The sequence below is a fragment of the Alteromonas halophila genome, assembly GCF_014651815.1.
GTDB lineage: Bacteria > Pseudomonadota > Gammaproteobacteria > Enterobacterales > Alteromonadaceae > Alteromonas > Alteromonas halophila.
Window position 1 is genome coordinate 19,321 of sequence record NZ_BMXP01000002.1, and the last position, 15,536, is coordinate 34,856.

The following is a 15,536-nucleotide window of genomic DNA, read 5'->3' on the forward strand; positions in this document are numbered from 1 at the left end:
AAAAAATGAAACGTAGCTATCTGCACAATTCGGCATACCAGGCCCGCTTCACCGTGAGAGCGTTCCTGAAGTGCTATTTCCGTCTGACCAATCAGACGATGTACTTTAAGTAAGGAGATTTGCCATGATGCACCTTGAACATCTGAATTTGGTCGTACGCGATATTGAGCGCAGCCTGCGGTTTTATCGCGCCGCGTTTCCGCACTGGAATATCCGTGGTGAAGGTAAAGCCGACTGGTACGGCCCCCCCCGCAACTGGCTGCACTTTGGTGATGCTTACCAGTACCTGACACTCAACGATGGCGGCATCGGTGAAAACCGTGACCTAACGTCAAACCGCCTTGGTCTGGCGCATTTTGCTTTTGTCACCAGTAACCTTCAGGCGGTCATCGAAAGACTTGAGCAAGCTGGGTTTGTGCCCGCGAAACAAGGCAGTGACGACCCCCATCGCAGCAATATCTATTTTCTGGACCCTGACGGGTTTGAAGTAGAATTTGTCGAATATCACAGCGATATACCGGCGCAGCGGAATCTGTATGGATAAGGTGTGTGAAGCCAGTCCTGAGGATCGCAATGGCTTGGTAGGCGCCAACAGAAGTAGGCTGTTGCGACGGTCTGATAAGACTCTTCACGACGCTTGTCCTGTTTTGATGTCACGGAGTGGCATCAAAGCTATTTTTCGACCAGACTGAAATGATACGGTGCGCGTACATTCATCTGTTTGGGGGAGGATACGATGCCTTCATCACAACTACCACCCTTAACCGACTCGAACGTTAGCCTTATTCAAGAGGCGGGTGCCCGGATTGCGCCACTTGATCCTGTGGGCGCCGAAGTGTCCGGCCTCGATCTTAGCGCCACTCGCCCTGCACCGGCGGTCATTGCCGCGCTGGAACAAGAGATGGCGCGTCGGGGATTTATTGTGTTCAAACAGCAGCAGGATCTGACGCCCGAGCAGTTTATCACCGCCAGTTGCTGGTGGGGCGGTAAACAAATTCACAGTACCCATGGTGTGCACCCGGCAACGCCGAACATGAACCGCGATATTTTCAGGCTTTCTAACGATCCGAAAATAGGTATTCCCGGTGTCGGGCCGCAGTGGCATAACGACGGCAGTTTTATTCCTGAGACGTTTTCGCATTCGGGCTACCACATTATCCGCCCGGCGGAGCGCGGCGGTGGTACCTGTTTTGCCCATCAGGGCGCGGCCTTTAATGCGTTGCCAGAGCCGACAAAGCAATACTGGCGGCGGCTGGCCTCGGTAAATTCCAACAGTGGTGTCATACACCCGCTGGTACACACCCATCCAGTAACCGGGCAGGAGTGCGTATGGCTGCATCTGGGAATGACTGGTGCGGTGCTGGAAAAGCAGGACGCAGAGGATGGGTTTCGGTTACTCGAGGCCGAGGAGCTCACCGAGTTATGCCGGCAATACAATGCGCTGCTGGATGACGGGTTTGAGCAGGGGTATGCGATAAATTATGAGTATCAGGAAGGCGACTGCGTGTTTATCGATAACCTCACCATGGCCCACCGCGCCGCGCCTCAGGCGCATCTGCCCGTCGAGCAGCAAGGCTTAAGAATTATGCATCGCAGTACCGTGTGCGGCACCGATTTGCTCAGGCCGCGCAATGATTTACCGGTGCATGTGGATATTCACGGACCGAATCCGTCTGCCAATGGCGTATGGCATGGCGGCGGGGTGGGCTTTCGCTGGCAAAAAGACATTCCTATGCAAAATTAAGTGCCAGTTTCGCGTGACCGCGCCGCGTTTATATCACAAGCGTATGCTGTTAAGACACGCTGTATAAGACACACCTGTTCCTTTTACGGCAAGCAGCGCTTCAACGTCTGCTATTTTTCAAAAGGTAGAAAGTGACGTAATGCGTCAGGTGAAATATCACGCGTTATCTGAAAGTGAGCTTAGTGATTATACGCTACGTCCTGCAAGCGAGATAAAAAAGCCCGGCGCTACCGGGCTATAAAGTATAACGAACCTGCGTAAACCTTTCGGGAAAGCACAAGTCCAGGGACTAACCTTAGTCGTGGTCGTGATCGTGTTCTGCTTCTTCGGCAATACCTAACCAGGTAATGCTGTCAGGGGCAAAGTCCAGTTCCATATCGGATGTGATCTCCATGTCTTCCACGTCGATTTGCAGTACATGCTGCGCAATCGGATCGGCAACGTACACGTAGTGGCCGTTTTGCGCCACGGTCATGCTGAAGCTCATGCCTTCTGGCATCGCAGACACGTCCTGCTCGGTAATCTCAAGCTGGCCTTCAAGTTCCCAGTGCATGTGGCCGTCGTGCTCGTGGGCACTGAGCACATTTAAGTGACCGGCGCTGTCCAGTACCAGAAAGTGATCACCTTCATGAGAGAACGCATATGAGACAGGGTCAGCCCCTTCTTCTGGTTGCCATTCCAGCGCTTCCATTTCGTTTTCTTCCGGATTCACGCTGACCAGTACTGCCGCGCCGCCGCCATGACCAGACGCTACGCCAATAAAGGTTTCACTGCCTTCATGCCCATACAGCGTACCAATGCGCATATCACCTACTGCATCAATATTGGCAATCTTTTCTGCTTCGTACTCATCGTCGTGCTCGTGCGCTACCAGCACACCATCGCTGCAGCCAAACGCCACAAATTCATGGTTTTGCGCGGCGCCGTGTAAGTCCGGGCAAGCTACTTCCAGAACCTGTTCCTGTTCGTATTCGCCGTCGTGCAGGTGATACACGCCTATCTGGTCTGGCAGGACTTTATTGGTTGATGTGCTTTCGGCATCATCACGACGCACCGTTGCCAGCAGATGTTCGCCGCGCGGCTTCGCCACGCCGTGCATGTTCACGGTGTAGTTCACCGTGGGAACAGCGTCTGACTCACTGGTAATGTCATTATCCGTTACTACCTGTACTTCTGCAGGCAGACCGGCATCCGCATTACCGTCGAAGAACACCGCCATATGGCCTTCATGGCTGTCCACGTGTGTAGGACGGCTACCGGTCAGTGTATAGTCGCTCATCATCGGCGCTTCTTCGTAATCATGCAGGTGTTCAACATGATCTTCACGCCATAAACCGCCATCAACAAAGCTTACGCTGTCCTGGCTACGGCTGGTGATAACTGCGTAACGAAAGCCTGGTGAGGCCGACAGTGCATTTGACTCGTTAGTCAGTGAGAAGGCATCCAGCGCTTCGCCATCATCCAGGTCGATGACAGACAGGCTTGGGCTGTCACCTGAAAGCACTGCTAGGCGACCCAAAGACTCAATAATGAAGTCACCGTCATCATGGTCATCGTCGTCATGATCATGATCATCATCGTGGTCATGGTCATCATCTGGTGTCTCAATCGGATCCTGTTCAACAATAGTGGTTTCGGCATCGCCACAGCCAGTCAGAAGCAGGGTACCGATTGCCGCCGCAAGCAGTTTCAGCTGAAATGAATTGGTCATAGTGTGTTCCTTATTAACTCTTAGCAATTATTTATTTACTTAACTTAGAAATAACCCCTGATACCCACAGCGAAGCTGCGGCCCGGGCGTGGCGCAATGTCTTTTAAAAACGAGGTATGAACCCGCGCTTCGGTGTCGGTCAGGTTGCTGCCTTTCAGGTATAGCGCGATATCCTGGTTCAGTGCGGTCAGGTTGTAGGACACGCTGGCATCGACCATGGTGTAACCGTCAGTGGCGGTTTCTTCAGGCGCAATACGGTCCTGTTCCTGGTAGCGGGTAATATCCAGGTGGGCGCTGATATGGGTGCTCTGATAACTCAGCTGCGTACCAAATCGCAGTGGCGGCGTTCTGGGCAGATCGCCACCGTCTTTCAGACGGGCGCGCACATAGTCAGAAAATACCGTGGTTTTAAAGGTGTCGGTCATCTGCCAGGCAACCTGCGCCTCAAAGCCGTGCAGAATCACCTCTTCAGTCTGAAAAAGGTACACCGGTAACTCACCGGAATGATCTTCCGTTCCTTCGTCGCTGTGTGCGCTGCCGTGATCATGTTCATCACCATGATTGTGGCCATCACCGGCAAACAAACCGGTCGCCGTCTGGTAGTAGTAATTGTCGACCTGGTTGTAGAACGCGTTGAGCACAAAACTCACGTCGCCCTGCGTTTTTCGGAATGTCAGGTCAATGTTGTTGGCGGTTTCCAGATCGATGGTCTCTTCGGTCAGCTCAAAATGAGTTTCGCCACCTTCCTGATGTTGCGCAAACAGCGCACCAACTTCAAAAGTGCCGGTGCCGATATGCGGCCCAAAAGAGAAAAGTTCAGAGGCAGACGGTGCACGCTCAGACCGCGACACTGACAGGCCAATGTTGTAGCCAGGCGTGAAATCCCACACCAGGCCGGCTGACAGTGTAACGGGGGTAAACTCATGATCGGCAGTGAACACGCGAGTTACACCACTGTCTTCATGGCCGTGATCATGGTCATGTGCTTCTTCATCGTGCTCTTCTTCACCATGGGCGTGCGCGTCAATCGACGGCAGCTGTACATTGTTCGCTTCCATGGTGACACGCTCAACCCGTGCGCCAAGCTGCACCAGCACATCACCGAAGTGCTTTTCTTCAATCAGCGCAACCGCAAGCGTCTCTGACTTAGACGGTGGCGTGAAGGCTTCCGAGCCCTGAGCCTCTACATCACTGTTTTTATAATGAAAGCTAACTGCCCCATTCCAGTCGGCTATCGGGGCGTGAATAAAGTCCAGGCGCAGTTCCTGAGTTTCGTTTTCAAACATAGTACCCACTGCACCATGTTCAATTTCCGCGTGTTCATACTCGGTAAAACCACCACGAAGCTGAATCTGATTCAGCCAGCCATTGTTCACATTAAATTGTCCCTGAATCTGTACCCGGGTTTGATCCAGATCGGCATAGACATCCTCTTCGTGCGCCTCTTCCTCATGTTCGCCTTCGTGATCATGACCGTCATCATGATCTTCTTCGTCACCGTGCGAGTGGCCCGGAATGCCGTATTCACGGTTAAACTGTTCGACCGCCACACCAATGTAGCCTTTATCGAACAGGTAACTTGCGCCAACGGTCAGGCCGTTAGATTCTTCCGCGCTGTTTGCTACGGTGTTTTCGTGATCACCGTCATGTTCATCGTGATCAACCTCTGGGGCGACGGGAACGTCATAATCATCGGACTCACGCCAGTAGCCGTCGGCATAAAAGGCAAAAGATTCGGTGCCGGTGGTCGCATTGAACGAGCCGAGCTTCTGGTTATCCACGGAATTGGTTTCCAGCAGCCATTCACCGCGCGTTGTACTGTCGGTTGGCACGCGTCCGTCGACCACGTTCACGACACCGCCAACTGCGCCACTGCCATAAAAAAGGGTCGCTGGTCCACGTAATACTTCGATTTGCTGCGCGGTTGAGGCTTCAGACGCCACCGAGTGGTCAGGCCCTACACGGGAGACATCACTCACATCCAGGCCATTCTGGGCGATCAGCACCCGCGGTCCGCTTAAGCCCCGGATAATGGGCGTACTGGCCACTTTGCCATGGAAATTGGTATGCACACCGGTCACTGATTCGAGGCTATCACCGAGCGACGCAGACTGTTCCCGGCGCAGCGATTCACCACCAAGCACGCTTACCGGTGACGCCGACTCCATCGAAGACATGTGTACGGGCGTGGCCAGTACGTCAATGACTTCAATCGGGGTACGCTCAAGCGTGAGTGTCATTTGGCGGGTATCACCTTCGGCAATGGTGATGTCTTTATGCAGGTGAGCAAAGCCGGATGCTGATATATGCAGTTCCGCTTTACCTGCGGACAGATCGTTAAATGCAAAGCGTCCCTGTTCGTCTGTTTTGGTCTGGCGGCCTACACCTTCCACTTCGACCTTGGCACCAACAACGGCCTTACCTTTATTGTTCAGTACCACCCCTTCAATATGTTGCGCCATGACACTGGCAGGTAACAGCGCGCCTACCAGGGCGGCGACTTTCGTTATTTTGTGCATCCAAGACTCCACGAAATGTTATACTGTTTCATTTTGTTGGAGAGATGTTATATTGTATCAAAAGCAAAATCAACGAAATGCGGCCATAAGTTTGGGGTGCGTTTAGGTGGTGCGATAGCAATGATGCAGTGGTATCAGGCTTTGTCACTGCGGTGCTATGTACATCTTGCTCAAAGGCCTGGTAACTGACATGAAAATATTCTTCACAACAGCGTTAATCGTATCTGCGGTGACTCTCTCCTGGCAGTTGCGCGCACAGGCCCATGTGCACGGACAGGCTAAGCTACTGATTGCACAGGAGGGCAACGTATTGCACCTCGAGCTGAGTATCCCCGTAGCAGATGCACTGGGCTTTGAGCACACGGCGCAAACCACAGCTGAAAAAAAGGTGTTGAAAGACCTCGCCATGCGCCTTGAGCGCAATGCGAACATTGTCGAAATAGACGGACAATGTGCTTTGCAAAATGTTTCTCACTCGTTAGCGGCTGAAGTGAACGATAGTCACGTAGATCACGGTGATAGTCATCACCATGAACACGAGGCTGATAAGCATGGGCACGATGAGCGGCATCATCATGCGCAGGAAAATGAAGACCACCACATCCATGAATCGCACGGTCATCGCGATGTGAACGCGCACTACCAGTTTCACTGTGATGATGAGGTGTCAGCCATCAGGGCCGTGCTGTTCGAGTCTATGCCATCGCTAAACGTTATTCAGGCACAATGGGTAACCGATAAAGCTCAGGGCGCACGTGACCTGCGCCCTGCAGTGACTGGCTGGCCTCGCATTATGGCCTCTTTTTAAATGCGAATCTGCTGACGCAGGAAACCTGGGTCGTGGTGGCCGTGATAATCTTTAGTGCAATTGTCACCTCGGCGATTCCGGCATTTGAAGCTTACAAAAGTGCGCTGCATTCGTCGTTATCGTCAAAACACAGAGTGCTACCGGACTGACAGCGTCGCTTAATATCAACTCATTTTATAATTAGGCAGGACAGTATGATCACACGCAGACAGTTTAATCATGGCCTGGTGGTATCGGCATTGAGTCTGTTTCTGGAAAGTGAGGAGCCAGCCACGTTTAACTACGGTGATAACCTGTGTATCGCCCCCAATGGCCACCTGGTGGTGTGTGAAGATCAGTACACGGACGCAGTAAACAACCATCTGAAAGGGGTTACGCCCGAAGGGGCAACCTATGATCTTGCGCGGGTGTATCTGCAGACCGAGCCGGCGGGCGTGTTTTTTTCTCCGGACGGTTCGACGATGTTCGTCAATCTCTACTCGCCAGCAATGACACTGGCGGTTACTGGGCCTTGGTCTGGTGCGTAACGCTTTGCATGATGAAACGCTGTAGCACTATTCACAACATCGGCCGGGACCGGCTCACGGGCGCTTATTTCATGGTCAGGCAGGCCGTGATATGCGCTGCCCAGAATGCCGGAGGCCGGGTTAAGGCCTGATCGCCCACACTGATTTCACACATGCTGTGTGCGCTGTCACCGCTTCTCGGCAGAGGCAGCGGGATCACCTGCGATTGCGCTGCATAAGCCACAATGTGTTCAGCCAGTGATTGGGGGTCCATGTCGATACGTACATGGAACATGGCCGCCTGCGGGCTGGCCGGCAACAGGGTCACCGGGGCGTGAACCAGTGCCTGAGCCAGTGCCATGCTATATCTGACAAACCTGTCTGTTTGCGGCAGAAACGTTGCCAGACCGCGTCGTGCCGCCAGTACCTCGGGATACAGGGTAATGGGGTTACCGCCTGCACGGCGTGACCATATGCGGGCTTGCTCGATGGCGGTGGTGTCGGCTAGCAGGCCAGCCCCGAAAATGCCGCCCAGATCTTTGTAAAAACTCACATAGACACTGTCAAACAGTGCCGCAATGTTTGCCAGAGAACGCTGATAAAAATGCCTGGCCTGCCAGATCCGGGCACCATCAAGGTGGAGCTTCACATTGTGTTGGTCACACCAGGTGCGAATATCGCACAGTGCCTGCCAGGTCGGCATCGCGCCACCAATTTCGCGCATAGGCGTTTCAATCACCACCGCGCCAAGCCCATCGGCGTCCAGCGCTGTTACATCTACTGCGCTGAGTACCTGACTGCCAGAGCCCATTGGTGTTGCGGTCAGCCCCCATAGTGTTTCAACGGCCATATGCTCATGCAGCAAAAGGTGTGAGGTCGGATGCAGCGCAACGCCCTGCTTACCGGTTGTACTACTGTGATGCTTTAAGGCTGCACATTGTGCCAGCGTGCCTGTAGGTAAAAAGGCACTGGCAGGCTTGGCAAAAAGGTCGGCAAGCTGCGCCTCGAAGTCGGCGATGATGCCGCCTTTGCCATAACTGTCACGGCATTCATCGGCTGACACTGACTGACTGAGAAGCTTAAGCTCCGTCGCCATATCAGGCTGCGCATGGCGGTGAATAATCGCGTTTGCGATCTGTTGCAACTGCGCAAAGCGGGTCTGCAGGTCGGGTGAAATCAGGCTCATTGGCGTTACTTCATGTGTACTTTTCCGCCTATCATCTTATAGGCGGGTGTGCCGCGGATCATTGTTTGCCGGGCAAATTCCTGCCCGCATCCCGGACAATGGCAGGGCGTCGAGGTGTAGTCTTCTACAATACGCTCGATAAAGCATTTTACCAGCGCGCCTTTGCCGCCTTTGCGATACTTGAAGATAGGCGTTTTGCATTGCTGACAGGAAATCTGCACGGTGCGCACCGGTCCTTTCTTATTTGGCTTGGCCATAACTCCCAGTGATTCATAGCGTTTGCACTATAGTAATAAAAAAAGACTACGCATTCAGCCTTTGCAGTGCCAGGCCTCTAAGCTGACAGGTGCCGACGCCTTCCGTTAGCGCTGCTGGTCCGATGTGAAAAGCATGTTACAGTGATAAAGACAAGACAACGCAATATGGTGATACTGCTATGAGCCCGGATACCCCCGCCGACACCCATGAGGTTGTTAATCAGCCCGCACCGCTGGAAAATTATAACGCGTATGACGCCGATACGATTTTGCAGTACTGGGTGAACAAGTTTGGTGGTGGCTGGGGCGATGAACAGCTAAGCCGTTTTGGCGAAAGTGTCGGCGGACCATTACTGGCGGCCGGGTTCGAGGCCAATAAACACCTGCCCGAATTTCAGTCACACGACCGCTTCGGTCACCGCATCGATCAGGTAAATTATCATCCTGACTATCATGCACTGATGAAGCACGCGATTAAATTTCAGCACACCAGCCTGCCATGGCGGGAAGAATTCCCCGGTACGCATGTGGTGCGCGGTGCGCTGGCATATCTTCATACTCACGCTGATCCAGGCTCAGGCTGCCCGCTAACCATGACCTTTGCCAGCGTGCCTGCTATTTCTGTGCAGCCTGACGTGGCAGAAAAGTGGCTGCCCAAGGTGCTCAGCAGCGAGTATGACGGGCGCAATATTCCCTGGTTTGAAAAAGCCGGCGTAACTATTGGTATGGCCATGACCGAGAAGCAGGGCGGCAGCGATGTGCGCGCCAACGCCACCACGGCAACGCCGGTTGATGAGGCCGGCCCTGGCAAGCTGTACAGCCTGGTCGGCCATAAGTGGTTCTGCAGTGCACCCATGTGTGACGGTTTTCTGGTACTGGCGCAGACGAATGGGCAGCTATCCTGCTTTTTGGTGCCGCGCTGGCGTGATGATGGCAGCAAAAATCCCATTCATATTCAGCGACTGAAAAATAAGCTGGGGAACAAGTCGAATGCCAGTTCGGAAATTGAATTTCGCGGTGCGCATGGCTGGCTGCTGGGTGAAGAAGGCCGGGGTGTCGCCACCATTATTCAAATGGTGGCGCTGACCCGCTATGACTGCATGCTGGGTTCATCGGCACTAATGGCACAGGCTGCCAAAGAGGCTATCTGGCATACAGCAGGGCGTAATGTGTTTGGCAAAAACTTGCATGAGCAGCCGTTGATGGTCAATGTGCTGGCCGACCTGGCACTGGAGGCGGAAGCGGCGCTGGCCATCAGCCTGCGTATGTCGCATGCACTGGATAACAAAGCCAATCCTGATGAAGCGGCGCTGGTGCGAAGCGCCACCGCCATTGGCAAGTACTGGATCTGTAAGCGGGCCATACAGCACACTTACGAGGCTATGGAGTGCATTGGCGGAGTGGGGTATGTTGAGGAAAACGTGGTTTGCCGCTTATACCGGGAAGCCCCGGTCAATGCCATATGGGAAGGTTCGGGTAACGTGCAGTGTCTGGATTTGCTGCGGGTACTGCAAAAAGAGCCGGACACGCTGGACGCGCTTATTGCGGAGCTGTCCTCAGCTAAAGACAAACATGCACAGTATGCCCGTGCGCTTAGCCACGTGCTGGAGATGATGGAAGATACCGCCTCACTACCGGTGCGCGCCCGACAAGTCATGGAACAGCTTGCGCTTTGCTGGCAGGCCGCAACCCTGCTGAATTATGGTGAAGAGTGGATAGCCGATGCGTTTATCCGCACCCGGTTAGGGAAACAACAGTTTCATCAGTATGGCACCTTGCCGCAGGACATCGATGCGCTGGCCATTGTTCAGCGCGCCATGCCAAAGGCAGAGTAGTGTGGCCGGAATGCGGCCTGATACGTATTTACGGCCCTGACGAAAATGGCGCACGTCTCAGGTCACGGCGGTCGCTGTTCAGAGCGGGCGGTAACAGCGACCGCAAATAGTCAGGTGTTTCGGGTTATTATTTGACGTTTTTCCAGCGGCTAGCAACCTCGATCAAACGGTAAGTAAATGCCGTTGCGGTATCCAGATCCCCTTTCGGTGGCGCTTCTTCGGGATCTGCATCGACGGGCGATTGCGCCATCAGGCCGGCAAACGCGCCCAGGTAGTTGGTGTCATTGCGCTCTGCATCCTTTTCGTTGGCGGCCTTCATACCAAGACCCGTCCACAGCATGCCGTGTTGCATGGCCAGTGTAATGAAGTAGTGAAGTGTGGAATGCTTGTCGCCATTCATTGACCCGGAGTTAGTAAAACCCGCGGCAAGCTTGTCTTTCCATTTATCTTCAAACCAGCGCTTACTGGAGGCGTCGGCGAACTTTTTAAACTGCCACGAGGCCATGCCCATGTAAGTAGGCGAGCCAAACAGGATAAGATCGGCATCATCCAGTGTTGCCCAGGCAGTTTCCGATATCTCACCCTCGTCGTTGATTTCGATGAGGTTGGCATGTACGCCGTCCTCTGCAACGGCTGTTTCATAAATGGTCCTGGCCAGCCGTTTGGTGTGGCCGTAACCGCTGTGAAAAAGTACCGCAAAATTAATCATGGTGAACTCCGAAAAGTTATAAGCGTATGTCCTTATACGTACCTGCATGCATTGACGCTCACATGATTAATGGTTATACCCGTTAACAGGGTGATTAATTTTTCAGTGGAAAATAGTGAAAGTGCATCAGAACTCCAGTGTAGGAAGGAGTGAATACCAGTATGCGTGATAAGCCCTACGTAGGCACACCAAAACGGGAATTAACCAGACTGAGATATGCGCTGTTGATTGGCGCGGCGCTGGTTTGCCTGTTTGTCTGGGCCGATCTCATCCTGCTGCCGCACCAGATGCACAGCTTTTATCTGGTGAACCGGCTACTGGTGCAGCTGCCCGTTGTGCTTGTCACGCTGCTGCTGTCGTTCCATCCCCGTTTTCACGCATTCAAACACTGGATCTTTACTGCGTTGCTGATTGCACTGACGTATTCCAATTACTGGCTTATTCACACCAGCTGGAGTATGCACGGCTACAGCTTTCCCTATGAAGGCACCATTCTTTATGCGTTTTACTGTATTTTTGCCCTTGGCATCCCCTATCGCTATGCGCTGGTGGCTGCACTGATAAACATGGTGGGCTTTCTGGCGCTGATGGTGTTTGCACCGGCTTACGGTGACAGGGTCCTGATTTCTGCTGCCTTTGTGGTCGGCTCGTTGTTTATTGGGGTGTATGCCAAGTACCGACTCGACTCGATGATGCATTTGCTTCGTGAGGTTAATGCCAAGCTTATCGTGCTCAGCAGCCGGGATGAACTGACTGGTTTGCTAAACCGGCGGGCGCTGATGGAAGAGAGTGAGCAGCTTATGTCATTGTGTCAGCGTGAAAAACTTAAAATCGCTGTATTGATGGCAGATATGGATGATTTTAAAAAGTACAATGATGAGTTCGGTCACCAGGAAGGCGACAATGCGCTCACACTGCAGGCCACGATCCTCAACGATGTGTTTCAGCGCAAAACGGACATCGTTGGGCGCTACGGCGGCGAAGAGTTTATGGTGGTCGTTAGCGGCCTTTCTGAGAAGGAAATGGCGGCCAGATGTGATGATCTCCTCGCGATATGGAAATCGAAAAATCTGACCCATGCAAAAGGCGCCAGTTCATCGTATGTGCAATGTTCAATCGGTGTCACGGTGTGTGATTCAGCCAACGATCACACACTCAGCGAATTGATAAAATATGCCGACGAAAATCTGTATCATGCCAAAGATGCTGGCAAAGGACAGTATGTTATAAGTTGTATAAATTCTGACAAGATGCAGGAAAATTAACCAATCTTGCCGCTATAGTTGTAAAAATAGCGATAAAAAGGCGTAAATGTCGTTTACCTGCATTGAACAACCCTTAACCCTTCCCGTAGAATGCGCGCCCGTCGGGTAAACAACGCGTTTCTTTTTGGTTTGCCCTGTGAAGGAGACAACGTGCATGCGTAGTCGCAGGCCAGTTTGTTTCTTTACTGACATTCGTTTTTTTCAGATTTCAACGAACACAATGGCAGAATTTTTATGAAGCAGTTTTCGATTCTTCGGGCTTCGGTGTGCATCGCACTGGCATCAGCCACATCTTCTCAGGCAATCGCCGCCGGTTTTCAGGTCAATGAACACAGTGCTAACGGACTGGGCCGGGCATTTGCAGGTCAGGCTGCCAAGCCTGAAAACGCCTCTGTACTGGCAACTAACCCAGCCGCAATTTCAGTATTTGACACGTCTCAGGTCAGTGTTTCTGCAAATTACATTAACCCCAATATCGATATTGACGGTGAGGTAGACGCAAACCTGGGTGGTCAGACCGCTACCCTGGATGCCAGCGAAGATGACATCGCCGACGCGGCACTTATCCCATCGGCGTTTTATACCACACCTGTGAACGACAAATTATCACTGGGCGTGGGGCTGTTCGCCAACTACGGCCTGTCGACAGACTACAGCGATGACTACAACGCGCTGCATTTTGCCGATACAGCAGAAGTTGTGACAATGAGTGTGAACCCGGCCCTGGCCTACAAAGTGACCGACACACTGAGTCTTGGATTTGGCCTGAGTGCGACTTACGCAGAAGCGGAAATCAGCACGTCTACACCACAGGCGATTGGTCCATTATCCGGCAACCTGATCCCCGGTAACGCGACTATTCTGAAACTGGAAGGGGACGACTGGGGCTATGGCTGGAATGTCGGCGCGTTCTGGCAGGCTACTGCTGATACTACCCTGGCGCTGAGCTATCGTGCTGAAACGGAACTGGATCTGTCGGGCGACATCGAGTCACAACTGTCTCCGGCATTAAACCAGGGCGGCGAGCTGGCCCTTGATCTGGCGGCCATCACTGAACTTGCCGTCGATCACCGTATAAACCAGACCTGGTCTGTGCAGGCAAGTGCGGTTCACACGCAATGGAGCGCTTTTGAGAAACTGGAAGCCACGCTTGATGACGGTAGTGTGCTGCCAATTAAACGTGAAGACTTCGAAAATACCTGGCGACTAAGCCTGGGTGCAACTTATCTGTACAGTGACACGCTCACTCTGCGTGCCGGGTATGCCTATGATGAAGGTGCTGTATCGTATGCCCACCGTTCACTGAGTATTCCCGATACTGACCGCCACTGGCTGACGGTAGGCGCAACCTACACGCTTAACGACAGTTCCTCAGTTGACATGGCGTATGGTTATATTAAAGGCCGCGAAGCGAATGTGAATCAGCAGCGCGCAGTAGGCCCTGTGGTAAGCACACTTACCGCCACCGAACACGCGAATGCACACCTGCTGAGCGTGCAGTATAACGTCAGTTTCTAAGCTGGCAGTGGTGCCTGCCTCAGTCGGGGCAGGCGCTATAACCGTACACGCTGCGATCACACATCTCCTGCGTTTTTCTCCCTTCTCCGTTCTCCCGCTTCACCACTAATCAATACTGGACACCCATACTTTTTATACTCACTGAAAATGTGAATGCGACTTTGCTGTTTTCAGTTCTCACAGCGCCTCCTGGACAGCCACAATCATGACAGACATATTTTCGCGATAGTGCGTTGCCGATAAGGGCGGGTCCACCAGACTGAAAGAAAGTAAAAAGGTAAGTGTGCATTTTTGACGCGATCCTGTTGTGCATGACTGCGTAAAAACCAAACAATCCATCCCGACATGGCGTGACAGACAATGAACACAATTACCCGGCGAAGGCTGCTAAAAGGACTGGCGGCGTCAATGGCGCTGCCTGCCCTGCCACTGGCGGCGCGTAATGATAAAAAGCTGGGTGTGGCACTGCTGGGCCTGGGCAATTATGCGTCTAACCTGCTGGCACCCGCATTAACCCATACCCGACACTGTGAATTACGCGGCATCATTACTGGCAGCCCTGAGAAGATCCCCCGCTGGCAGAAGAAGTACGGTATTGCAGATGCGAATGTGTATACCTATGACAGCATGTCGTCGCTGGCAGATAATCCGGATATCGATGTGGTCTATGTGGTTACGCCGACGGCCACGCACAGGCGGTTTGCTGTCAATGCGGCGCAAACGGGTAAACATGTGTGGTGTGAAAAGCCCATGGCCATGGATACCGGCGAATGCCAGCAAATTATTGATGCATGCGAGGCGAACCGGGTTAGGCTGTCCATTGGCTACCGTATGTTGCACGAACCCAATACGCGTCGTTTTGCAGGCTACGCGTCAACGCGACCCTACGGGCCTATGCAGTCACTTCAGAGCTTCGCTGGCTACGCAGGTAACGGATTACCGGCCGACAACTGGCGGATGCGTCCGGAAATGGGGGGCGGCGCACTCTATGATATGGGCGTCTATGCAATTAATGGCGCACGCTTCGTCACACAGCGGGAACCGGTGTCGGTTACCGCAACGTTCGAGAAATCGCACCCCGATATCTTCCGGCATGTTGATGAGACCACCCTGTTCTCGCTGGATTTTGGTGATGGCCTCATCGCGGACTGCGGTACCAGTGTGGTACGCGGCTTTAACCGGCTTAAAGTCACCTGCGACGATGGCTGGTATGCGCTAAAGCCTATGCAGTCTTACTCTGGTGTGGCCGGGCGCACCAGTGATGATCGACGCTTCCCGGCCATAAGAGGCATGCAGCAAACCCTGCAAATGGACAATGATGCACTGGCGATTATGGGCCGTGGACCGTCACTGGTGAGTCCTGAAGAAGGTCTGCGAGACATTCATCTGGTATCGAAAATTTTTGCAGCGGCCAAAAGCGGGAAACAGGTCGCCGTGTAGAGACGGTATGAACAATGACGCATCGGCGATTTTAACGT

The 15,536-nt window shown here is 53.1% G+C and carries 12 protein-coding genes and 1 pseudogene; 8 read left to right on the forward strand and 5 right to left on the reverse strand.

The window, feature by feature from the left end:
* Nucleotides 1–124 precede the first annotated feature (124 nt).
* Complete coding sequence (locus IE054_RS04120) at nt 125–544, forward strand: VOC family protein (RefSeq protein WP_189403820.1); 420 nt, start codon at nt 125–127, stop codon at nt 542–544.
* Nucleotides 545–736: 192 nt separating this feature from the next.
* Nucleotides 737–1,744 (forward strand): TauD/TfdA dioxygenase family protein, encoded by a 1,008-nt coding sequence (locus IE054_RS04125; protein ID WP_189403821.1) that lies wholly within the window; start codon nt 737–739, stop codon nt 1,742–1,744.
* A gap of 295 nt (nt 1,745–2,039) precedes the next feature.
* On the opposite strand, the gene IE054_RS04130 is transcribed toward IE054_RS04125, so the two are convergent.
* Both IE054_RS04130 and IE054_RS04135 read right to left on the reverse strand, forming a co-directional pair.
* Complete coding sequence (locus IE054_RS04130; protein ID WP_189403822.1) at nt 2,040–3,455, reverse strand: 5-methyltetrahydrofolate--homocysteine methyltransferase; 1,416 nt, start codon at nt 3,453–3,455, stop codon at nt 2,040–2,042.
* Nucleotides 3,456–3,499: 44 nt separating this feature from the next.
* Nucleotides 3,500–5,974, reverse strand: a complete 2,475-nt coding sequence (locus tag IE054_RS04135; RefSeq protein WP_189403823.1) for a TonB-dependent receptor — start codon at nt 5,972–5,974, stop codon at nt 3,500–3,502.
* A 190-nt stretch (nt 5,975–6,164) separates the two neighbouring features.
* Between IE054_RS04135 and IE054_RS04140 the strand changes: the two genes are divergently transcribed.
* Together IE054_RS04140 and IE054_RS04145 are read left to right on the forward strand one after the other, a co-directional pair.
* Nucleotides 6,165–6,782 carry a ZrgA family zinc uptake protein gene (locus IE054_RS04140; protein WP_189403824.1) on the forward strand — a complete coding sequence of 206 codons (618 nt, stop codon included), beginning with the start codon at nt 6,165–6,167 and terminating at the stop codon, nt 6,780–6,782.
* A gap of 239 nt (nt 6,783–7,021) precedes the next feature.
* Nucleotides 7,022–7,309, forward strand: a pseudogene (locus IE054_RS04145) (alkaline phosphatase PhoX); the annotation flags it as partial.
* Between the two features lie 64 nt (nt 7,310–7,373).
* Here the strand turns inward: IE054_RS04145 and IE054_RS04150 are convergent.
* Both IE054_RS04150 and IE054_RS04155 read right to left on the reverse strand, forming a co-directional pair.
* Nucleotides 7,374–8,474, reverse strand: coding sequence for a threonine aldolase family protein (locus tag IE054_RS04150; RefSeq protein WP_189403826.1), 1,101 nt, complete (start codon nt 8,472–8,474; stop codon nt 7,374–7,376).
* 5 nt (nt 8,475–8,479) lie between these two features.
* The gene (locus IE054_RS04155; protein WP_189403827.1) at nt 8,480–8,731 is read right to left on the reverse strand and encodes a hypothetical protein; all 252 of its coding nucleotides are present in this window, start codon (nt 8,729–8,731) and stop codon (nt 8,480–8,482) included.
* 179 nt (nt 8,732–8,910) lie between these two features.
* Here IE054_RS04155 and IE054_RS04160 point away from each other — a divergent pair, with 179 nt between their 5' ends.
* A complete protein-coding gene (locus IE054_RS04160; RefSeq protein ID WP_189403828.1) occupies nt 8,911–10,566 on the forward strand; it encodes an acyl-CoA dehydrogenase family protein in 1,656 nt (551 codons plus the stop codon).
* A 127-nt stretch (nt 10,567–10,693) separates the two neighbouring features.
* On the opposite strand, the gene IE054_RS04165 is transcribed toward IE054_RS04160, so the two are convergent.
* Nucleotides 10,694–11,275 (reverse strand): flavodoxin family protein, encoded by a 582-nt coding sequence (locus IE054_RS04165; RefSeq protein ID WP_189403829.1) that lies wholly within the window; start codon nt 11,273–11,275, stop codon nt 10,694–10,696.
* Nucleotides 11,276–11,436: 161 nt separating this feature from the next.
* Between IE054_RS04165 and IE054_RS04170 the strand changes: the two genes are divergently transcribed.
* From IE054_RS04170 to IE054_RS04180, 3 genes are all read left to right on the forward strand, one after another.
* Nucleotides 11,437–12,540 (forward strand): GGDEF domain-containing protein, encoded by a 1,104-nt coding sequence (locus tag IE054_RS04170; RefSeq protein ID WP_189403830.1) that lies wholly within the window; start codon nt 11,437–11,439, stop codon nt 12,538–12,540.
* Between the two features lie 234 nt (nt 12,541–12,774).
* The gene (locus IE054_RS04175) at nt 12,775–14,058 is read left to right on the forward strand and encodes an OmpP1/FadL family transporter (RefSeq protein ID WP_189403831.1); all 1,284 of its coding nucleotides are present in this window, start codon (nt 12,775–12,777) and stop codon (nt 14,056–14,058) included.
* A 360-nt stretch (nt 14,059–14,418) separates the two neighbouring features.
* Nucleotides 14,419–15,498 (forward strand): Gfo/Idh/MocA family protein, encoded by a 1,080-nt coding sequence (locus IE054_RS04180; protein ID WP_189403832.1) that lies wholly within the window; start codon nt 14,419–14,421, stop codon nt 15,496–15,498.
* Nucleotides 15,499–15,536: the final 38 nt, after the last annotated feature.